20 protein-coding genes are annotated in these 19,635 nt (G+C 56.5%); 7 read left to right on the top strand and 13 right to left on the bottom strand.

All coding sequences use genetic code 11. The annotated features are described in order from the left end of the window. Positions 1–78: 78 nt before the first annotated feature. Positions 79–660: a polyhydroxyalkanoate synthesis repressor PhaR gene (gene phaR, locus JM93_RS15595; protein WP_145345332.1), complete on the top strand. Its 582-nt coding sequence runs from the start codon at positions 79–81 to the stop codon at positions 658–660. An 80-nt stretch (positions 661–740) separates the two neighbouring features. On the opposite strand, the gene JM93_RS15590 is transcribed toward phaR, so the two are convergent. Next, positions 741–1,172, bottom strand: coding sequence for a GlcG/HbpS family heme-binding protein (locus tag JM93_RS15590; RefSeq protein WP_145345330.1), 432 nt, complete (start codon positions 1,170–1,172; stop codon positions 741–743). Between the two features lie 137 nt (positions 1,173–1,309). Between JM93_RS15590 and ggt the strand changes: the two genes are divergently transcribed. Next, a complete protein-coding gene (gene ggt, locus JM93_RS15585; protein WP_145345328.1) occupies positions 1,310–2,905 on the top strand; it encodes a gamma-glutamyltransferase in 1,596 nt (531 codons plus the stop codon). 9 nt (positions 2,906–2,914) lie between these two features. Here the strand turns inward: ggt and JM93_RS15580 are convergent, their stop codons facing one another. Both JM93_RS15580 and JM93_RS15575 read right to left on the bottom strand, forming a co-directional pair. Further along, positions 2,915–3,154 (bottom strand): hypothetical protein, encoded by a 240-nt coding sequence (locus tag JM93_RS15580; protein ID WP_145345326.1) that lies wholly within the window; start codon positions 3,152–3,154, stop codon positions 2,915–2,917. Between the two features lie 136 nt (positions 3,155–3,290). Further along, a complete protein-coding gene (locus JM93_RS15575) occupies positions 3,291–3,584 on the bottom strand; it encodes a hypothetical protein (protein WP_145345324.1) in 294 nt (97 codons plus the stop codon). Between the two features lie 240 nt (positions 3,585–3,824). On the opposite strand from JM93_RS15575, the gene JM93_RS15570 reads away from it, so the two are divergent. Continuing rightward, positions 3,825–4,577: an FkbM family methyltransferase gene (locus JM93_RS15570; RefSeq protein WP_145345322.1), complete on the top strand. Its 753-nt coding sequence runs from the start codon at positions 3,825–3,827 to the stop codon at positions 4,575–4,577. Positions 4,578–4,624: 47 nt separating this feature from the next. Here the strand turns inward: JM93_RS15570 and rplT are convergent, their stop codons facing one another. From rplT to JM93_RS15550, 4 genes are all read right to left on the bottom strand, one after another. Further along, positions 4,625–4,981 carry a 50S ribosomal protein L20 gene (rplT, locus tag JM93_RS15565; RefSeq protein ID WP_145345320.1) on the bottom strand — a complete coding sequence of 119 codons (357 nt, stop codon included), beginning with the start codon at positions 4,979–4,981 and terminating at the stop codon, positions 4,625–4,627. 26 nt (positions 4,982–5,007) lie between these two features. Further along, entirely contained in the window at positions 5,008–5,205 is a 198-nt protein-coding gene (gene rpmI, locus JM93_RS15560) for a 50S ribosomal protein L35 (RefSeq protein WP_145345317.1), read from the bottom strand. Between the two features lie 239 nt (positions 5,206–5,444). After that, positions 5,445–6,437 (bottom strand): MDR family oxidoreductase, encoded by a 993-nt coding sequence (locus tag JM93_RS15555; RefSeq protein WP_145345314.1) that lies wholly within the window; start codon positions 6,435–6,437, stop codon positions 5,445–5,447. Next, complete coding sequence (locus JM93_RS15550; RefSeq protein ID WP_145345311.1) at positions 6,437–8,083, bottom strand: AMP-binding protein; 1,647 nt, start codon at positions 8,081–8,083, stop codon at positions 6,437–6,439. Before JM93_RS15550 ends, JM93_RS15555 begins: the two co-directional genes overlap by 1 nt. A gap of 410 nt (positions 8,084–8,493) precedes the next feature. Here JM93_RS15550 and JM93_RS15545 point away from each other — a divergent pair, with 410 nt between their 5' ends. Next, a complete protein-coding gene (locus JM93_RS15545; protein ID WP_145345308.1) occupies positions 8,494–9,912 on the top strand; it encodes an alanine/glycine:cation symporter family protein in 1,419 nt (472 codons plus the stop codon). Between the two features lie 107 nt (positions 9,913–10,019). Beyond that, complete coding sequence (locus JM93_RS15540) at positions 10,020–10,424, top strand: thiol-disulfide oxidoreductase DCC family protein (protein ID WP_145345305.1); 405 nt, start codon at positions 10,020–10,022, stop codon at positions 10,422–10,424. Between the two features lie 62 nt (positions 10,425–10,486). Here JM93_RS15540 and JM93_RS15535 read toward each other — a convergent pair whose 3' ends face one another. From JM93_RS15535 to JM93_RS15525, 3 genes are all read right to left on the bottom strand, one after another. After that, positions 10,487–11,107 carry a 2OG-Fe(II) oxygenase family protein gene (locus tag JM93_RS15535; protein ID WP_155197579.1) on the bottom strand — a complete coding sequence of 207 codons (621 nt, stop codon included), beginning with the start codon at positions 11,105–11,107 and terminating at the stop codon, positions 10,487–10,489. A gap of 78 nt (positions 11,108–11,185) precedes the next feature. Then, entirely contained in the window at positions 11,186–12,049 is an 864-nt protein-coding gene (locus JM93_RS15530; protein ID WP_145345302.1) for a glycosyltransferase family 2 protein, read from the bottom strand. A gap of 221 nt (positions 12,050–12,270) precedes the next feature. Further along, entirely contained in the window at positions 12,271–12,786 is a 516-nt protein-coding gene (locus JM93_RS15525) for a ThuA domain-containing protein (protein WP_425280828.1), read from the bottom strand. Between JM93_RS15525 and JM93_RS22195 the strand changes: the two genes are divergently transcribed. Continuing rightward, complete coding sequence (locus JM93_RS22195) at positions 12,785–12,964, top strand: SDR family oxidoreductase (protein ID WP_280114433.1); 180 nt, start codon at positions 12,785–12,787, stop codon at positions 12,962–12,964. The two genes, JM93_RS15525 and JM93_RS22195, sit on opposite strands and share 2 nt — an antisense overlap. Positions 12,965–13,294: 330 nt before the next feature. On the opposite strand, the gene JM93_RS15515 is transcribed toward JM93_RS22195, so the two are convergent. From JM93_RS15515 to JM93_RS15505, 3 genes are all read right to left on the bottom strand, one after another. After that, on the bottom strand, positions 13,295–14,191 hold the full coding sequence (locus tag JM93_RS15515; protein WP_145345297.1) for a hypothetical protein: 897 nt from the start codon (positions 14,189–14,191) through the stop codon (positions 13,295–13,297). Between the two features lie 150 nt (positions 14,192–14,341). Next, the gene (locus JM93_RS15510; protein ID WP_145345294.1) at positions 14,342–17,470 is read right to left on the bottom strand and encodes an efflux RND transporter permease subunit; all 3,129 of its coding nucleotides are present in this window, start codon (positions 17,468–17,470) and stop codon (positions 14,342–14,344) included. Between the two features lie 6 nt (positions 17,471–17,476). Continuing rightward, on the bottom strand, positions 17,477–18,616 hold the full coding sequence (locus JM93_RS15505; RefSeq protein WP_155197580.1) for an efflux RND transporter periplasmic adaptor subunit: 1,140 nt from the start codon (positions 18,614–18,616) through the stop codon (positions 17,477–17,479). 645 nt (positions 18,617–19,261) lie between these two features. Here JM93_RS15505 and JM93_RS15500 point away from each other — a divergent pair. Further along, positions 19,262–19,635, top strand: a 374-nt coding sequence (locus JM93_RS15500; protein WP_145345290.1) for a helix-turn-helix domain-containing protein, incomplete at its 3' end; no start/stop codon positions are given.

Raw genomic sequence — 19,635 nt, 5'->3', positions numbered from 1 at the left:
GAGGAGGCGACAGACAGCAAGAACGTGTTGTCGCCAAAAAGGAACTTGCCGAAAGGCTCCTTTCAAACGGAATGTATAATGGCAAAGACCACTGAGCCGACAATCATCAAGAAATATGCGAATCGGCGCCTCTACAACACGGGCACCAGCACATACGTCACGCTTGAAGATCTTGCGGTGATGGTGAAGGGCGAGGAGGATTTTGTCGTCTATGATGCCAAGACGGGTGACGACATAACCCGTTCTGTGCTGACGCAGATCATCTTCGAACAGGAAGGAAAGGGGCAGAACCTATTGCCCGTGACTTTCCTGCGTCAGCTGATCCGGTTTTATGGAGACAGCATGCAGGGGCTGGTGCCGAGTTTCCTGGAGTATTCGATGACGTCGTTGACGCAAGAACAGGAAAAGATCCGGGCGCAAATGAGTGAGGCCTTTGGTGCGACCGCTTTCGATGCGATCGAAGACCAGGTCAAACGGAACACTGAAATGTTTGAGCGGGCCATGAAGATGTTCATGCCGTTCCCGACGGGCGAAGGCGGCGCCACTCAGGCAGACAAGCCGCAACGCGGCGGCAAAGAAGACAGTTCCGAGCTTGACGCGATGAAAAAACAGCTGTCGGACATGCAGGAAAAGATCAACGCGCTGTCCGATAAATCTTAGCTTTGCGAGTCACATACGTGGCCAGCTGCGTAGGGACCTAGGTCTCTTGTCGTAGCTGGCCTTTTTGTTTTCGATGGCTGTTATCCGCAATCTGCGACCAGTTGAACGGCTTCAATGCCGGCCAGCGCTGCCGCTTCATCATTGTCGGATGTATCACCTGTTACGCCGACAGCTCCAAGAACGGCGCCATCCGGGCTCTTGACCAGTACGCCGCCCGGTACCGGTACGATTGCGCCGCCGGCAGCGCCGTTCAGTGCCTGAACGAAATGGGGACGGGTTTCCGCATTTGCGTTCAGCCATCGTGTGCCCGTTCCGACAGCCAAAGCACCATAGGCTTTGCCGTTGGCGATTTGCGGGCGCAGGATCGATGACCCGTCCTGACGGGCCATTGAAACCGCATGCCCTCCGTCGTCAAGGACAACGACCGTCAGCGGTTTCAAGCCCAATTCGGCTGCCTTTTCGAATGCGGCAGAAATGATCTTCTGTGCGGTTGAAAGTGATAGTTTGCGCATTTTGAAACTTCTCCGTAATGTCCGCCATTGCCTGTGCCGGGACCGCTAGCATCTGGACAGCGCGCCGACTAGGAGAAAAAGAAGCCAATCATTGCTTCCGGAGGCGAAAAGATGATTGGCCGCTTGGGAGGAAAACTATGCTGCGTGACTTCGAAATACCCGGTCGTTCGCCTGTTTTCTCCAAGAATGCCGCAGTCGCGACGTCGCATCCCTTGGCAACATCCGCGGCCCTTGAAATCCTGCAGGACGGCGGCAACGCAGTGGATGCCGCACTGGCGGCATGTGCCGTTCAGGCTGTTGTCGAACCACATATGAACGGGATTGGCGGCGATTGCTTTGCAATCGTTATGGAATCCGACGGCCGCATGATCGGATTTAACGGCTCGGGCGGTGCTCCCAAAGCCGCATCGGCGGAAAAGCTCGCTGAGCTTGGGGTGGATCAGATTACGCCGGTATCGCCGCACGGCGTTACCGTTCCTGGAGCCGTACGCGCGTGGGAAACCTTGTCCAAAGCGCATGGTGAGTTGCCATTCGACCGGTTGCTTACCCGTGCGATCGACTATGCTGAAAACGGTTTTCCTGTTGCGCCGCGGGTCGCCCGCGATTGGGTCAAGAACGTTGAAAAGCTTGCCAAGTTACCGGCCAGTGCAGCGGCCTATCTGGTTAAAGGCGAGGCTCCGAAAGTTGGTACAATATTAAAATACCCGCGGCTTGCTGAAACGCTTGGCGCGATCGCATCCGGTGGGGCTGACGCATTTTATTCCGGCGCCATAGCACAAGACATTGTCGACGCACTTGCCGAGCTTGGCGGACTCATGCATCCGGACGATCTGGCTGCCTGCCATACGACAGCGGTCTCGCCTGTTATGCGGACCTACAATGGTCATACGATTGCTGAGTTGCCGCCCAATGGCCAGGGTGTCATCGCGCTTTTGATCCTCGGTATCCTGGAGCGCTTTGATCTTCGAAATTTCGACCCTTACGGTCCTGAGCGGTTTCATCTAGCCATGGAAGCAACGCGGATCGGCTACAGTGTTCGCGATCAGTATGTGACCGATCCTGGGTTCATGGACATTTGCCACTCGACACTTGTCAACGAAGACTACATCTCTGAGCTTGCGGACATGGTCTCCATGGACCGGCGGATCGGAACGCTCTCACCCTCGGCGCTCTTCCCGCAAACTGATACGGTCTACATTTCGGTCGTCGATAAAGACGGCTTAAGCGTGTCGTTGATCAATTCGATTTTCAGCGAGTTCGGCAGCGGAATTGTTGCACCGAAGTCAGGTGTGTTGCTTCACAATCGAGGGTCTGTTTTTTCCCCTCGGCCCGGAATGGCGAACTCAATTGCCGGCAGCAAACGCCCGCTTCATACCATCATTCCAGCCATGGGGCTGAAAGGCGGTAAACCCTGGTTGTGCTTTGGGGTCATGGGGGGGCATTACCAGGCATGCGGTCACGCTCATCTGCTGACCAACATTATTGACTACGGGATGGATGTGCAGGCAGCGATCGATTTTCCGCGCATGTTCATGGATCTCAAGTCCCACGCGCTCGAGGCCGAAAAAACCGTCCCGGCAGCGACGCTGGAGGGGTTACGGGCGCGCGGCCATGACATTAGTCTATCAAAAAACCCGATTGGCGGCAGCCAGGCGATAATGATCGAGCCGGCGCGCCATTTACTGATTGCCGGGTCCGATCCACGCAAGGACGGGCACGCAGGCGGTTACTGAAGCAACCGCTCACTGGTTTGAATTGATTTTTGACGCCCGCAACGCGTCTTCCTGTAGTTGAAGCAGGTCAGACAACATGTTGTCATGATCTGCCCGGATCACGTGCACCGGCGGTACATTTGGTGTGCGCGCCATTGCTGCTGTCAACGTCGATGGAAACGATGCGATCGGTTGTCTGCGGCGATAAGGGGCGCGTCTGCGTCGATCATCAGGGTCTGAATCCAGCCGTCTTGCCGGTTGAATGCGCATGGCGTGCTCCCATCCAAAGTCCGGCGCGAAGATCTTGTCCGGACGTTACCAATTCCCCCAGCAAGCATCATTTGCACAGGAGATGGTGGCAACACTGTGCCCTGTGTCACAGTCTATGTGTTTTGCGTGGAGGGGTCTAAAGGCTCGTGGAGACAACATGGCCAGCTTGCCGGCGGCGTGGGCGCGCGGCAATTTCGCGATAGGTGTCGTTGCCTTCTTGCGGGTCGACCCGCCAATTCGTGCGGGTCTGCGGGTCACGGTCACGTGTGGCAATCAAATGAGCAATAAACACGGAGTTCGGTCGGAACCCTTTCGTGTAAATATTATGCTCGCGGACGATCGCCGGTTCCACCACGAGCGGAGCCTTGAAATCGCGCTTAGGGCGCTGTCTTTCCTGCTCCTTTTCATCCGCGGGCTGCTTACGCTTCACATTGGAACGCCCCAAAGCGGAAACCGGTTCAATTCGCACGATCTAAGCCTTTGCCTGTTTCAGATAGGCACACCTGACGCGTGCCTCACCTTGAATCCGCAAGTGTCATGCCAAACGTAAGTGCTTGTTAACCTTTTGTCCTCTGTTTTCCTCATTTCGTGATCAAAAAAGTTAACAATGTGAGCAAATGCTGGACAAGCATTGGATATCCCCTTTAGCTGCCTGGGAAGCGGAGGAGCTATGCCATCACAAGCATTGAGGGGTGTATTCAAGTCCTTGCGGACCTATTACGGTGAGCCGGAACGGGTTGCCGCAATGGATCGCCTTTACAAGCGGTTTCTAGGGCCTGGCACCCTCGCTTTTGATATCGGCAGCCATGTCGGTGACCGGATCGGGGCGTTCCGCCGCTGCGGAGCCAGAGTTGTGGCCGTCGAGCCGCAGCCTTTACCCTTCAGGGCATTGCAGATCATTCACGGGCGGGACGCTTCAGTGTCTTTGGTTCAAGCCGCCTGCGGAGCAAAGCCGGGTCTTTTGACCTTAAGCGTGAATTCACGAAATCCGACGGTCTCGACGGCGTCCCAGGCCTTCACGAAAGCTGCCGAAGGCGCACATGGATGGCGGGGTCAGGTTTGGGATGATCAGATTGAGGTGCCGTGTGTCACTTTGGATCAACTGATCGCCTCAAACGGAATCCCTGATTTTGTAAAGATTGATGTCGAGGGTTTTGAGCCGGATGTGTTGCGCGGGCTCAGCCACGCGGTTTCCGCCTTGTCATTTGAATTTACGACGATCCAGCGGGGGCTGGTCAAAGAGTGTTGCTTGCTGCTCGAGGGGCTTGGGCCTTATCGTTTCAATATTGCACTTGGTGAAAGCCAGCGGTTCGAATTCGAAAACTCCGTTGCGGCTAAGGAACTTTGGCAGTTTGTCGAAGCTCTACCGCAGGACGCTAATTCCGGCGACGTCTATGCGGTTTTGATGGAGCCCCTGCCATAAAAAACGCGCCGGAGAGGCGCGTTTTTCGAACTTCGTGTTTTCCTGGCTTAGGCGAGGGCGCCTTGGGCCTTGTCCACCAGTGCCTTGAACGCATCTGGCTGATGAATTGCGAGGTCGGACAGAACCTTGCGGTCAACTTCAACGCCAGCCTTGTTCAGACCGTCAATGAAGCGGCCATAGGTGAGGCCGTGCTCACGAGTCGCAGCGTTGATGCGCTGGATCCAGAGTGAGCGGAACGTCCGCTTTTTCGCCTTCCGGTCGCGATAAGCGTACTGGCCGGCTTTCTCGACAGCCTGCTTGGCGACGCGAATGGTATTCTTGCGGCGGCCGTAGTAGCCCTTGGCAGCCTTCAAAACTTTTTTGTGACGAGCGTGGGCGGTAACGCCCCTTTTTACGCGTGACATCTAGGTGATCTCCTTAAAAGGCTGGCTTATGCGTAGGGCAGGAACTGCTTCACGATGCGTGCATCCTGATCGCTCAGCGTGGTGGTGCCACGGGCGTTCCGGATGAACTTGTTCGTGCGCTTGATCATGCCATGACGCTTGCCAGCCTGAGCGGTTTTCACCTTGCCGGTTGCAGTCACTTTAAAGCGCTTTTTAGCGCCGGACTTTGTTTTCAACTTGGGCATTTTGCATCCTTTCCTTGGCGCGCCGGATCAGATCCAGCGCTTCTTTTTTGGTGCATCGAGAAGTCGCCACGGCATGCCCATGTCTGGTCGGGGATGGCTTGCGTATGAATACAAATAGCCGGCCCACAACGAGCCGGACGACTCTGGACCGGGCGCTTATAAGGAAACATGCGCCCGGACGCAACCGTAATCCGTCATATTTTGGCGTTGTCCTCTATGACAGGCCAGTGTTTGCTGGGTCAGCCATTCACATCAACGACGACCCGGCCCTTGACTTGGCCTTTGAGTATGTCGGCGCCAAGCTGTGGCAGGTCGCTCAAAGTGGCCGGGTGAATCATGTCGTGAAGCTTGTCCAGCGGCAAATCTGTCGCGAGGCGATTCCACGCGCGGACCCTGTCGTCATAGGGCTTCATCACACTGTCGATGCCCAGAAGATTGACGCCTCGCAACAGGAACGGGATCACTGTAGCCGGCAGGTTCGCCCCGCCTGCCAAGCCAACAGCGGCAACAGAGGCGCCGTATTTCATCTGACCAAGAACGCGTGCGAGCATCGGGCCGCCAACGGCATCAATACATCCGGCCCAGGTTTCGGCTTCAAGCGGGCGTTTGACCGTTTCGTTGACGTCGTCGCGCGGGACAATCGTGCTGGCACCGAGCGCTTTTAGATATTCCCACGTGGATTCGCGTCCGGTCACAGCTGCCACTTCATATCCCAGCTTAGAGAGGATCGCGGTTGCGACGGAACCAACACCGCCCGCAGCGCCGGTGACCAGTACGGGGCCGTTTTCCGGCTTCAGGCCATGGTCTTCGAGCGCCATCACGGCGAGCATCGCAGTGAAGCCGGCCGTTCCGATGGCCATGGCGTCCCGCATGGTCAAGCCGTCGGGAAGCGGCACGAGCCACTCGCCTTTAACACAGGCCTTTTGCGCATAGCCGCCCCACCAAACTTCGCCAACGCGCCAGCCCGTCAATACGACCTTGTCCCCCGGTTTGTACCATTGGTCGGAGGATTCATCGACCGTTCCAGCAAAGTCGATGCCTGGCACATGCGGGTAGGTTTTGACGAGCCCGCCGCCCGGGCCGACGCACAGCCCGTCCTTATAGTTCAAGGTGGAATAGTCGACCGACACCGTCACATTGCCGTCCGGTAACTGGTTATCTTCCAGGTCCTTAACAGATGCGTGGGTCTTACCCTCTTCGTCCTTTTCGACGAGCAATGCCTTGAATGTCATTAAAATTCCCCGCTAGTTGGTGTCGATTCCAGCGCTTTGGCTTTCTGCCGCAACACGAATTTCTGGATCTTGCCCGTTGCTGTTTTGGGCAGTTCGGTGAAGATGATCTTCTTTGGCCGTTTGAAGCCGGCCATATTTTCGCGGCAGAATGCAATCAGACTTTCTTCTGTTGCGGTTCCGTTTTCCTTCAGTTCCACGAAAGCGCAAGGTACTTCGCCCCACTTTTTGTCCGGCAGCGCCACCACGGCAGCAAGCGAAACATCCGGATGGCGGTGCAGAACACTTTCCACTTCCACAGAGGAAATGTTTTCACCGCCTGAAATGATCACATCCTTCAGCCTGTCCCGGATCTGTATGTAGCCGTTCGGATGGCGGACGGCTGCATCGCCGGACCGAAATGCGCCGCCTTCAAAGGCCGTTTCGGTTGCTTCCGGATTTTTGTAGTAGCCCTTCATGACTGTGTTGCTCCGAATGACGATCTCGCCCTGCGTTTTGCCATTCCATGGCACGGGTTCAAGGGTCTCGCGATCGACGACATCGACACGTTCAGTCATCGGGAACGCGATGCCTTGCCAGGACTGCAGCTCGGCCTGCTCGTCTGGTGACAGCGCCCCCCATTCGTCCCGCCACAGGCATTGGGCAATATGGCCATAGGTTTCTGTGAGGCCGTACACCTGCATAACCTCAAACCCGAGTACCTTGGTGGCTGCGAGAACCGCGGCGGGCGGCGGGGCGCCTGCGGTCATAATTTTAACCGGACCGGGCAGAGCAATCCGATCGGCTTGGGGCGTGTTGAGCAGCATTGACAGAACGATTGGCGCGCCGCCCAGATGGGTCACGCCATGTTTGGCGATCAAGTCGAAAACCAACTGGCCCGTAAATTGACGCATGCATATGAGGGTTCCGGCAGCGAGCGTCATTGCCCAGGCGTGGCACCATCCATTGCAATGGAACATCGGCACGCAATACAGGTAGACCGGATGCCGCGGCAGTTCCCATGCAATCGGAGTACCCATGCTGACCAGATAGGCGCCGCGGTGGTGATAGACCACGCCTTTCGGGCGCCCCGATGTTCCCGACGTGTAATTCAGAGCCAGGGCTTGCCACTCGTCATGTGGGCCGTTCCATTGAAATTCGGGGTTTCCATTCACCACAAGCGCATCATAAGTATGCGGGCCAATAGGCGCACCGAAGGGGCCGGTTGGATCCTCGATATTGATCACTGGAAGGGCTTTACCGTTCAACTCGAATGCTTTTTCGATGATTGCGGTAAATGCTGTGTCCGCAATCACCATTTTTGCGTCGCTGTGTTCTAAAATGTAGGCGACAGTATCTGGTTCCAGTCTTGTGTTGATCGCATTCAACACTGCCCCTGTTGCTGGTACGGCATAGTGCAGTTCGAACATCTCCGGTGTATTCGCCGCCATCACCGAAACCGTGTCGCCCAGACCGATTCCCAAGCCCTTGAGGCAGGATGCGATCCGGCGCACACGATCGAAGACTTGCGCCCAAGTCCAAATTTGGTCGTTGTAAACCAGTGCGGTCCGCTCGGGGAAAATGGCTGCCGTCCTCTCGAGGAAAGACAGTGGCGAGAGAGCAACATGGTTCGCAGCGTGTTTCGGGAGCTTGTCATAGTGCTCACGCATGTCTGGTCCTCTCGTCGGCGAATGTGCTTTCCCCGAAGTGTTACCGGTCGGGTCCGCAGCGCTTGAGCCCTCACTTTAGTGAGGTAGCCTCAAAGTGTCATGTTCCCCGTGGCAATCCTTTTGAAACCTTTTGGGGGACGGGCGGTAAACGCTCGGTCTAACCGGTTTCGGCGCCGCTCTATCGGCCATCGTGACGACGTTGTCCGGCTTGCCGCCTGTCTTTCACGTCTTTGCGATTGAATTTTTTGTGCTTGGGCGTAAAAGCGCCAAGTGCGCTTTTGGGTATATTGTCATTATTATCAATAAAAAGCGTAGACGAGCATCTTTCGAGATGTCAGATGCCGACATACGCGTAGTAAGCGCGATGAAAAATAAAAGCGCCGCGCAGCCGGCGCACTAGGGAGCAAACGATGGGCCTGATTTACGACTTGTTCGCCGTTATCGGCGACTTGACCTGGGGGTGGTCACTCATCCCGTTACTGGTGATTTTCGGCGTTTTCATTACTGCGCTGACTGGCTTTGTCCAATTTCAGTTTTTTGGCCGCATGTTCCGGGTCCTAAAGGGAAAAAATCAGTCCGCAGATCCGAATGCGATTTCGGCACGTGAAGCGTTGCTCTTGTCTGTTGGCGGACGGGTTGGCGGTGGCAATGTCGCCGGCGTTGCCGTGGCGATCACCCTTGGCGGCCCTGGAGCCGTTTTCTGGATGTGGGCAATCGCGTTTGTCGGCATGGCAACCAGCCTGGTCGAAAGCTCATTGGCCCAGCTCTACAAGCGGCGGCAGCCTGACGGGATGTTCCGCGGTGGCCCGGCCAGATCAATCATTCACGGTCTGGGGGCAGATTATCGCTGGCTGGCGGTCCTTTACGCAATTTGTTTGATCGGCGCATTCGGCCTGGGTTTCAACGCGTTTCAGGGCAACACCGTGGCAGGAGCTATTCAGGAGAGTTTTGGTCTTCCCCGCCTGTGGACCGGGATTGGTCTGGCAATTCTGGCTGGAGTGATCGTGTTCGGCGGCATCCGGCGAATCGCGAAGGTGTCTGACGTGATCGTCCCGGTCATGGCGATAGGATACATTCTGCTGTCGTTGATTGTGATCCTCTTCAATATTACGGAACTGCCTTCTCTGATCTATCAGATCGTTGCAAATGCATTCGGGTTTGAAGAAGCTGTCGGCGGCGGCATGGGCGCAGCGCTCGCTCAAGGACTGCGGCGGGGCCTGTTTTCCAACGAGGCCGGGCTGGGATCAGCACCCAACGTTGCCGCTACTGCGGATGTACGCCACCCGGTCAGCCAGGGTATCACCCAAGCCTTTTCTGTTTTCATCGACACCATGGTGGTGTGCAGCTGTACCGCTTTTGTGATCTTGCTGTCCGGTGTCTACGTGCCCGGGGCTGACATTGACGGCGTTGTGCTGACCCAGCAATCGCTGGCCTATCATTTGGGTGATTGGTCAAAATACGCGCTCGCGATCATGCTGCTGCTGTTTTCGTTTAGCACCATTATCTACAACTACTATCTCGGCGAGAACGCGTTGACGGTCATAACCAAACAAAGGTTCGCCATACATCTGCTGCGTTTGGTTGTCGTTGTGGTGGTGTTTCTTGGAGCTACGGCGCCTGGGGCAACCAGCGTCTTTTTCTTTGCCGATCCGCTGATGGGTATTCTCGCGGTTGTCAACTTGATTGCCATCATGATGCTGCTGCCGACATGTCTGCGGATCCTGAAGGATTTTCGGGAGCAGCTCAAAGCCGGCGTCGAGCGTCCGGTCCTGGATCCTGACGCTTTCCCAGATCTTGATATCGACCGGACCGCCTGGGTGAAGCGTTAGCACCGAGGCAAGATCAGTGAGGAAGCCGGCGCATCGTCGGCTTTTTCATTTTGAACCTTTGTTTGCTCCAGCTCGTATCTAGTCAAACAGACGAACCGGAGAAATTTGTGATCACAGTTTTTTACGATGGGAAATGCGGCCTTTGCAGTCGCGAAATCAACTATTTCAAAAACCGGCAACCGCTCAAGAGTATCGCATGGTGTGATATTGCCCGCGACCCTAGCGTTCTGTCACAGCGCAATATTTTGCAATCAGAAGCGCTCATGTTTATGCGGGTCGAAGATGAAACCGGCAAGGTGCATAGCCGCGTCGACGCGTTCATTGTGATGTGGGGTCAATTCCGCGGATGGCGCATGCTAGCGCGTTTTTTGTCTTTGCCCGGTGTTCACGCATTGGCAAATACGGCTTACGGTTACTTCGCACGGCGCCGCTTCGAAGGGTATGGTCATTGCAAAGTCGCAGCGGAAAATGACGGTGTAACCGTCCCGGACTTGCTTCGCAAAAACAAATGAAAGACGGCTGAAGAGCCGTCTTTTTTGCAGATCATGTGTTTCGCAAGTCTAGCGAAACGGGCCTAGTTCAATCCAAACAGTCGCTTCAGCTTTGTTTGAAAACCACCGCGATTCTCTTTTCGCCGGAGCTCTTCTTCAGACGTCAAAAATGTAGTCTGGACGACGAACCGCTCTCCTTGAAAAGGCGGGTGCCCGTGCCAGCTATTTTCCGAGCGCGCAAAGGCGAAGACGTTGCCGGCGAGCGGTGAAACTTCTTCCGCATAATCATCCATATCCTTTTCGCCGTTCAGCGCTCGAATGGCTCCACCCTCGGCATCGTTCCAGCCGTCGTTCAGGTAGATTAACATGGTGCAGATCTTAGACTTGGAATCGTTGTGTATCCGGCCGTCGCCGATCTTTGAGTGTCGTCTTACCGTGATCATGCGGGGTTTGTCGTGAAGGTCGAGATCGAGTTTCTCAGACAAGATTTCAGCCAATTCCGATGACTGCAAATCGTCGATCAACTGTTTGAATGCGCCTGAGGCTTCGAGTTTCGAAAGCGGCAGGTAGCCGGTTTCCTGAATATCGGGATAATCCCGCCGGATATCGGCGGCCTGTTCTGGCGTCACGACGCTTTCGCCCACGATATATCTGAATGGCTCTTTACGGACGCCGGAAGCCTTGAGGGCATCGAAGTTCATCATCACAAATCAGTCCTGTTTTTCGAAGATAGGCGCCCCACTCTTAAGGCGCGCCGACGGTAAGTCTTTCAGAGGCCTGTTTCAAACTGAGTGGCTGGAATTACCTGTTTTGAGAGCGTTTTGTGCCTCGCGGGCTTCGATCAGTTTCGCAATCTTGATGAGACGGAAGTACGCCATATTCATGGCGAAGATAAAGCCCTTCCAGCCGCCTGTTATGTGGCCGCGCAGAAGATATGCCCTGAGGAACCAATACGGCATTTCGAAAGGCAAACGCAGCTTGAGGTAGAACGTGCTCTTTGCCTTATGTGCTTTTGCTTGATGCGAGGAAAAGCGGTTCCCTTTGTCCACCATCTGGCTGAAATTGGTAATTGTCCGATGATAAACCGGCGCTGTCAGTTTCTTCGGTTCGATCCCGGCCGCGACATCCACGCGATCGAATATCGGGTGTGTGTTCGTCCCGCCGATCGATCTATGAAACAATTTGACGATGCTGTGGTCCTTGGCAAAAGGACGGGGCTTTTCATCACCTGGATAGACGAAAACCACCCAAAGACGGTAGGCTCCGGCCGCAGGCGCGCCATTTTGGAACTCTGCGCGTATCTGCATAGCGCTTTCCGGAGACAGGAACTCATCAGCGTCCAGACTTAAAATCCAGTCGTTTTTCGCTAAGCTCTCGGCATAGGCTTTTTGCTCGCCGTAACCCGTCCAATCGCGGTGAAAAACCCGGGCACCCAAATCTGCGGCAATCTTACATGTGTCATCGGTGCTGCCGCTGTCCACGACAACGATGTCGTCTGCAAGGCCCTTCACAGTGCGGATCATGCCACCGATCCGCTCCGCCTCGTTCAGTGTTATGATCGTAACGCTGATGGGCAGCGTTCCCGCGTCCGCTTGCGGCGAACCAATTGAGTTGCTTTTCCGTTTCCTATGGATATCAGACTGCATTGAAGGACCACTTGTTGGGGGCCATTGTCGCAACTTCTGCACTGCAGACTGGCCTCTTCTTGAGCTGTTTATTACAGCTGTTGGTCTGTTTCAAATGCATAGGAGCTCTAATGGCCGGCAAGCGATCTGCCTAGAACAAAAAATGTGCCTTTCAGGCAGACCACGCTGCACGTAGTCCGCTAAACTCAGTTTTTCGCGCCTGAACCTTAGTTTTCTCGGATCTAACCCAAAAGTGTGCTGCCGGATTGTTTTCCCTCCGCTGCCCAGATCGAGCCGCGGCGGATGATTTCGGTGACTTGCGGTACCTTCAAATCGTCCAGCTCGTGGCCGATGGAGCAGTAAAACACCCGGCCCTTGTCCCAGCGGCGTTTCCAGACCACCGGGATCACCGTGTCCTCTATCCACCACAAATGCTCCCCTGAGAATGTCGTGGTCGCCAAGACCTCGTTGGAGGGATCGACGAGCATGTAATACTGTTCGGAGGTTAGCCGGAAACTCTTGATCCCCTTCACGATCGGGTCGTCCGGACGGCAGATCGTGACATCGAAATCGATGTAGTCTTCCTTGGGCTGCAGGTTGTCCGGCCAGCCGGGTGGGTGGGCCACGAACTGCCCCCCGATCAGAAAGTGATAGGTCGGCCGGTCGCGGAACGCGTCCCCTATATGGCCATGCCAGCCAGCAATGCCGCACCCGTCGCCAATCAGTTTCAACAGCCCGTCTTCCTGGGGTTTGGTCATGTTGCCGAATTCTTCCTGGTGGCTTGAGCGAGCCGACGACCAGATCGGCAGGGTGCCCGCAGGGCGATGGGGCAAACCACACGAGATTGCAGGCCCGGTTACCTTCCTCGCCAGCGACCATGCCAACTTCATCCACGGCGCCATCCTGCCTGTCGACGGCGGTTGGCTCGCGCGGTAATCACCAACCTTCAGAGAAACCCGACAAAGCACCACCTCTTCGATTGGCGTAGCTGCCACTCAAAAGACTATGCTGCAGGGTCGGGATCCGCCTCCAATTTGATCTCATCTCTCACGGAATTAACCGAGAGACATGTCAAGGAAACACCTCGCTGCCGTGTGTTTCGCGGTCGTCGCGGAAAACGCGCCTACCATATATCCGTGCCCTTTTATTGTTGAGGGCCTTTGTTGGTCTAAGCTTCCCGGTGAAGTTGCTTCCAATAGGCGTCTGCATAATTGCGGAAAGCATTTAAATCATTTGCCCGCTGAATAGTATCTCTATCGATCTGTGTCATTGTGTGTCCGATTCAATTGTCGAAACAACGTTGTCGGCATGTAAAGTTAATTTTATCTCCCCGAAAAATTCATTTTCGTTGATGCTGTATTTACTTGGTTCTATATCGATATTTGCCCAAAACTTATCCGTTATTACATTGATTTCACAAAAAATTCTGCGAATATTGATTGCCGGAAACGAGCTGATAGTCATCCTCGCGTCGCCATTTGCATAGAATAAATTCAAGCTGCATTGAGGAAATCGTTTGGTTTTGCCGCGCCTGCTTAAAAGTGTGTCACACGACACGTCACCAACGACTTTTCCGTCTTTCCATATCCAGAACTCAAGATGTTCGAGATTGAACTCGCCTGCCGCTTTACGCTCCTTGAGAGCAATGTACTTTTCTTTATGAAAGCAAAAGAACCATGGGTCGTCCTGATATAGGTATGTTACTAGCAAATTGGCAGAATTGATTGGCACTACATTTTCTGATCGCCACTGGTTTAGCAAAGCTAAGGTATTCTCGTTACATTCTTCATGTAGAATGGAATTTTTACGTTTTTCGGAAGAAAATATCAGACTGTTGAAAAGATGGTTTGAAAGAAAACGCGTGTCTGACCTGAAATCAGCGTGACCTCTGGGGATCGGCCACTGGACATACTGGAACACAATGCTTTCGCATTTTTCATCCTTAAAGTTTTTGCGGCAGCCTGGAATCAAATCAGACTCTTTCCAAATGATACGTTCGCTCAATGTAAACCCACGATCACTCAAGTCCGTGTTGGCCATGATATCTTTGAACTGATGGGGTGTTTGTGCGTGACCCTGCGAAAATGTGACAGGAGCTAGCGCAAGAGTCGCGGCCAGCACTATTCCATTCATGGCTAACCCGGCATGTGAGTTTTTGGGCAAATCATTTTCCCGTTTCTGTGTCGGACGATTGGAGTTCTCAAACCTGGTATGCGTCTCGCCGCTCTGTCTGGGAGGCCGATGTGCGGTTTTTTAGAACAGTCTCTGGCAAAGGTGGGCTGCATGCCAGGCGCGTGATGTGGTCGGGTGTAACTACTCAGCGGCCGGCACTTCGGCTGAGGCTGCACCAGATGTTTTTCGCCGCTTGCCCAGTTCCGCATCAAGCCGGCGCTCTATGGCGGAGCGCGGCTTGGTGAAGCGGGCGAGCAGGCTGTAAAGCACCGGGGTCAGGAACAGGGTCAGGACACCGGACAAGAGCAACCCGCCGACAATCACTGTTCCGATGGCCGTCCGGCTTTCAGCGCCTGCGCCGCTCGCGAGCACCAGCGGCATAGCTCCCAGAATGGTTGAGATGATTGTCATGACAATCGGGCGCAGGCGCAGGACAGTTGCGTCAATGGCCGACTGGGTGACGCCCTTGCCTTCGTCGCGCAGCTGATTGGCGAATTCGACAATCAGGATGCCGTTCTTCGCCATAAGACCGACCAAAAGGATGATCCCGATCTGGCTGTAGATGTTGAGCGACAATCCGCTGGCCGCCAGCGCAAAGACGGCGCCTGCCACCCCAAGCGGCACGGTCAGCATGATCACCAGCGGATGGACGAAACTCTCGAACTGGGCGGCCAGCACAAGGAAGACGATCAGGAGCGCCAGTGCGAAGGTAAAGCCCGCTCCGCTTGAGGTTTCGCGGAACTGCTGGGATTGCCCGGCAAGACTGATCCGCGCTTCGGCCGGTAGAAGCTCGGCCGCTGCGTCTTCCATGTAGGTGATCGCATCGCCGAGCGAATAGCCTTCCGCCACCGCACCCTCAATCGTGATGGAGGGCAGCCGGTCAAAGCGTCTGAGTTCGGCCGGGGCGGCTTTCACCTCCAGCGACATGAGCGCACTGAGCGGCACCAGGGTTTCGCCGTCATCGGCGCGCAGGAAGATGAAATCAATATCTTCAGGCGACGCGCGGTCTTCGAGCTCTGCCTGAACGAGGACGGGGTATTCGCGGCCCCTCTCCAAATAGGTGGTCACTTCGCGGGCGGCGAGAAGGGTCTGGAGGGTCGTGGCAATGGTCTCGACGGAGATTCCCAGGTCATCGGCGCGTTCCCGGTCGAGCTGGATGTCGAGTTGCGGCTGGTTTTCCTCATAGTCCATTTCAAGATTGCGCAGGTTGGGGTTTTCCTGCCCGCGCTCCAGCAAAATCGCCGCCCATTCCTTCACGCTTTCGAAGTCCGGCCCGCTCACGACAATTCTGAGCGGCGTGCGGCTGCCGCGGAGGCCCAGCCCGGCCGGGGTGATCGGAAAGCCGCGGGCCGCAGTGATATTGCCCATGTCCGGGATCATCGCCCGCACCACATCGCGGTGGGAGCGCTCTCGGTTGTCCCAGTCGGCCAGCCGCAGCACAACGAATGCCCGATGCGGGCGACCCCAGCTGCCGGTATAGGTGAACACGGTTTCAACGTCGCCAGAGGCGACAAGCGGCTCGGATATGCGCTCGACCTGGCGCGCGGCCTGGTCGGTGAAGGTGACTGTGCTGCCTTGCGGGGCCGACAGGGGCACGAACACGACGCCGCGGTCTTCGCTGGGGGTGAGTTCGCTTGGAAGCTGCTGGTAGACCAGCGCGCCGGCTGCTGCGACGGCCACTGCCAGCGCGATGATCACGAGCGGCATGCGCACGGCGAGCGTCACCGCACTGCGAAAGCCTCTCAGAAACCAGTTTTCGCGAATGTCGCCGTCACCGGAAGCCTCTGATACCCCTGAGCCCCGTGACAACACCCGGGAGGCAAGCGCCGGACAGGCGGTGAGCGCAACAAAGGTGGAGATGACCACCGCGCTGGCCATCACAAACCCGAATTCGACAAACAGGCGGCCGACCTGGCCCTGTAGGAAGGACAGCGGGACAAACACCGCAATGAGCGTCATCGATGTCGCCAGGACGGCGAAAGTGACCTGACGTGTGCCCAGGAAGCTTGCCATCAACGGGGTTTCGCCGCGGTCGATCCGCCGCTGGATATTCTCCAGAACTACGATGGCATCATCCACGACCAGACCGATGGCCAGCAGCAGGGCGAGCAAGGTCAAGACGTTGATCGAAAAGCCCAGGGCGGCGATGGCCGCGAAGGTTCCGATCAGGGCGATGGGTATGGTGATGGCCGGGATCAGCGTTGCCCGGAAAGACCGCAAGAAGACAAGAATGACGAGAACGACCAGACCGAGTGACAGGAACAGCGCAGTGACAACCTCACGGATCGAGGCACCAACGAAAATCGCGTCATCCGACCCGACTTCGATCTGCATGTCGGCGGGAAGGTTCGGCTCTAGCTCGGCAATTTCGGCCCGCACGGCCTCGGAAATGGCGATGGTGTTCGACTGGCTTTGACGGATGACCGCCATGCCGACGGCGGTGCGCCCATTATTGCGCACAATCGTGTCGTCTTCCGCAACCCCGGAGACGACCGTTGCAATGTCCTTGATCCGGATCGGGTATCCGGCCACCCGGTCGATCACGACATCCGCAAAGGCATCCACTGTGGGCAAACGGCTGTCGAGGCGAACGGAGAGCTGGCGGGCGTCGGATTTCAGTTCACCGGCCGGCAGTTCGATGTTGGCGCGCTGCAGGGCGCGTTCGATATCGAGCACGGTGAGGTTCCGCGCCGCCATGGCGCGCCGGTCCAGCCAGACGCGGACGGCTTTCGGACGCCCGCCATAGGTCTCAATTGAGGCAACGCCCGGAACCGTGGCAAGCCGGTCGATGATGTAGCGGTCGACATAATCCGTGATTTCGGCCGCGCTCAAGCGTTCTGAGGTGACCGCCAGCCGCATGACCGGGTCCGAATCCGCATCGTTCTTCACCACCTGCGGCTCGTCTGTGTCGGTCGGCAGATCGGCGCGCACCCTCGACACGGCATCGCGCACATCATTGGCCGCCGCGTCGATATCGTTGCCGACTTCGAATTCCACGACCACCCGGCTGCGGCCGCGCCGGCTGCTGGAACTGATGGTTTTCACCCCGGCAACACCGGCGACCGATCCTTCAATGATTTCGGTAATGTCTGTGTCGATCACCTCCGGCGCCGCGCCGCGGTAGGTGGTCGTGATGGTGACCACCGCGGTGTCGATGTCCGGCAGCTCGCGCACCGGTATGGAGTTCAAAACCCCGATGCCAAATACAATAATCAGAAGGCTGGCAACAGCGGCGAGCACCGGGCGGCGGATGGCAAGATCGGACAGCATGCGCGGTTATCCCCGCGTTGCCGAGTGCGGTTTGGCCGCCGTTTCCGGACTTGCAGGCCCGTCTCCCGAGCTGGCGGGCGGTGCGCCGATGATCTCGATGGTGCTGCCGTTGCGCAGCGACTGGATCCCGCGATGGATGACGACGTCCCCGGCCGCAACGCCCTCCAGGATTTCGACCACGCCGTTCCGGCGGATGCCGGCCGTCACCGTCCGCCGTTCGGCGGTTCCCTCGCTGGCGACGTAAAGAAAGATGTTCCCGCCTTCCACTTGCAGGGCTTCTTCCGGAACGACGATCGCGCTGCGCACGCTGAGTTCGATCTCAAGGCGCATGAACATGCCCACGGGAAGCGCCCGATCCGGGTTCGGCAAGCGCGCTCTTACCCGAAAGGAGCGCGAGGTCTGGTCGACCCGGCTGTCAATTGCCGCAACTTTCCCGCTGAAGAACCGGCCGGGAAAGGCCGCGCTTGTCGCAGTGACCGCCTGATCCTGGCGGATCTGACCGTAAAACGTTTCCGGCAGGCGGAACTCGATCTCGACTTCGGACAGATCATCGAGTGTGGTGATCACGGTCGAGGTTTCCACACGGGCCCCGAGATCGATTGAGCTGATGCCGAGGATCCCGCTGAACGGGGCGCGGATGACCCGGTCGGCCAGTCGCCGCTGGGCCCGGTCAAGCTCTGCGCCCGCAATGGCCAGTTCCGATCGCAGCAGTTCCAGATTTGCCTGGCTGATCGTGTTTGTCTGCCGGAGAGATTCCGCCCGCTCCATGGCAAGGCGCCGCTCTTCAATCCGGGCCTTGGCTTCCGCAAGCGTTGCCCGCTCGATCTCGTTGTCGAGCCGCGCCAAGACAGCGCCTTCCACAACTTCCCTGCCCGGGACGATATCGATCTCAATGATGCGGCCTTCGGCCAGCGGTACAATGTCAACGGCTCTGAGCGCCCGGGTCGATCCGACCGCTTCGGCAAACAGCGGCAAGGCTTTTTCAACCGCTGGAACTGTCTCGACCTTGACCGTGCGCGGGCCGCGCTGGGCCCTGGGGCCATTGGCTTCGCTCGCCCCGGCCATATGGGTGTCGTAGTACCAGTACACGCCGCCGCCGAGGCCTGCGAGGACGCACAGCACCAGTATCTGCTTGAAAAAACCCATCACATGCGCGCCTTTGCGGAAATAAGGTCGGCCTCATTGAACAATGTGAGTTGGGCCATTTTTTGGTTATTTATATGATCGTCTGCTACCGGATCAAGTTCGGCCCACAACGTGAGAACTGTAGTGCATGGCCAAAGGCCGATATTGTGCTGGTTCAGGCGTAACCTCGGTCTGCCCTCAGATTGCACGCGCCTGCAAAGGGTTCGCACCTTGACCGGTGCTGTACGCAAGTGTTTTTCGGCCGTCTCGCATTTTGAGAATGTCGTACTGGACATGCAAGAAAACTTGCCCGATTTAACCATCCAGGAGGGCAATGACGTTCCATGTCAGGCATCCGTTGAGGCCGGAGCAAGTCACTTTTCATGAAAGACACATCAAAAAGCAAAATATTTCCGGCAGCACAATCTCAGGTGGTTTCATGTTTGGAAACTGCGTCCGGGTAACCGGAAACGGAGAAGCAAAACCATGCTAAGTGGTGGTGACCCCGACAGGATTCGAACCTGTGACCCTCAGATTAGGAAGCGGGCCCAGTGTATTGAATTGGTTCGGAATTTTTGCAAAACGGGCTCGTTTGCGCCCAAACGATATCAATATCTTAGCAGCGCATTTGCAAACTGTTCAGCGCGCAAGTTCTGCGGGGTCTGAATGGCCCTTCTCCAGCAGAATGACATCCTTTTCGCACTCAAAGCCGTGTGCCTTATGCCCGAGCTGACGGCGGCTACACGCCGTGTTGCCGCCGCCATAATAGATCACTTCAATCGCAAGACTGGCCAATGTGATCCCAGCATCGGCCGGCTCATGAAGCTTTTGAAAATCAGCCGCGCTGCTGTGATCCGGGCAACAAATGAACTCGATGAGTTGGGCCTCATCGAGAAGAAAAGCCATGGAGGCAAATCTCACCGCACGGCCTACCTGCCCAATTGGCCGAAATTTCGGGCGTTTGTCAAAGACTGGGATGCTGGCATGAAGTGCGGAGAAGGGCCCGCCAAAACGTCTGCGACGGTCTCAGACTTGAGACC

The organism is Roseibium hamelinense, from assembly GCF_007830545.1.
Lineage (GTDB): Bacteria > Pseudomonadota > Alphaproteobacteria > Rhizobiales > Stappiaceae > Roseibium > Roseibium hamelinense.
This window is presented reverse-complemented; position numbering and strand designations above follow the sequence as displayed.

Bases quoted from the DNA above. Each gene is read 5' to 3' on its own strand.
- phaR (WP_145345332.1), top strand. From the start codon at position 79: ATGGCAAAGACCACTGAGCCGACAATCATCAAGAAATATGCGAATCGG.
- rplT (WP_145345320.1), bottom strand. From the start codon at position 4,981: ATGTCACGCGTAAAAAGGGGCGTTACCGCCCACGCTCGTCACAAAAAA.
- JM93_RS15525 (WP_425280828.1), bottom strand. From the start codon at position 12,786: ATGACCAAACCCCAGGAAGACGGGCTGTTGAAACTGATTGGCGACGGG.
- JM93_RS15550 (WP_145345311.1), bottom strand. From the start codon at position 8,083: ATGCGTGAGCACTATGACAAGCTCCCGAAACACGCTGCGAACCATGTT.
- JM93_RS15570 (WP_145345322.1), top strand. From the start codon at position 3,825: ATGCCATCACAAGCATTGAGGGGTGTATTCAAGTCCTTGCGGACCTAT.
- JM93_RS15555 (WP_145345314.1), bottom strand. From the start codon at position 6,437: ATGACATTCAAGGCATTGCTCGTCGAAAAGGACGAAGAGGGTAAGACC.
- JM93_RS15535 (WP_155197579.1), bottom strand. From the start codon at position 11,107: ATGATGAACTTCGATGCCCTCAAGGCTTCCGGCGTCCGTAAAGAGCCA.
- rpmI (WP_145345317.1), bottom strand. From the start codon at position 5,205: ATGCCCAAGTTGAAAACAAAGTCCGGCGCTAAAAAGCGCTTTAAAGTG.
- JM93_RS15590 (WP_145345330.1), bottom strand. From the start codon at position 1,172: ATGCGCAAACTATCACTTTCAACCGCACAGAAGATCATTTCTGCCGCA.
- JM93_RS22195 (WP_280114433.1), top strand. From the start codon at position 12,785: ATGTTGCCGAATTCTTCCTGGTGGCTTGAGCGAGCCGACGACCAGATC.
- ggt (WP_145345328.1), top strand. From the start codon at position 1,310: ATGCTGCGTGACTTCGAAATACCCGGTCGTTCGCCTGTTTTCTCCAAG.
- JM93_RS15510 (WP_145345294.1), bottom strand. From the start codon at position 17,470: ATGCTGTCCGATCTTGCCATCCGCCGCCCGGTGCTCGCCGCTGTTGCC.
- JM93_RS15580 (WP_145345326.1), bottom strand. From the start codon at position 3,154: ATGCGCATTCAACCGGCAAGACGGCTGGATTCAGACCCTGATGATCGA.
- JM93_RS15545 (WP_145345308.1), top strand. From the start codon at position 8,494: ATGGGCCTGATTTACGACTTGTTCGCCGTTATCGGCGACTTGACCTGG.
- JM93_RS15530 (WP_145345302.1), bottom strand. From the start codon at position 12,049: ATGCAGTCTGATATCCATAGGAAACGGAAAAGCAACTCAATTGGTTCG.
- JM93_RS15505 (WP_155197580.1), bottom strand. From the start codon at position 18,616: ATGGGTTTTTTCAAGCAGATACTGGTGCTGTGCGTCCTCGCAGGCCTC.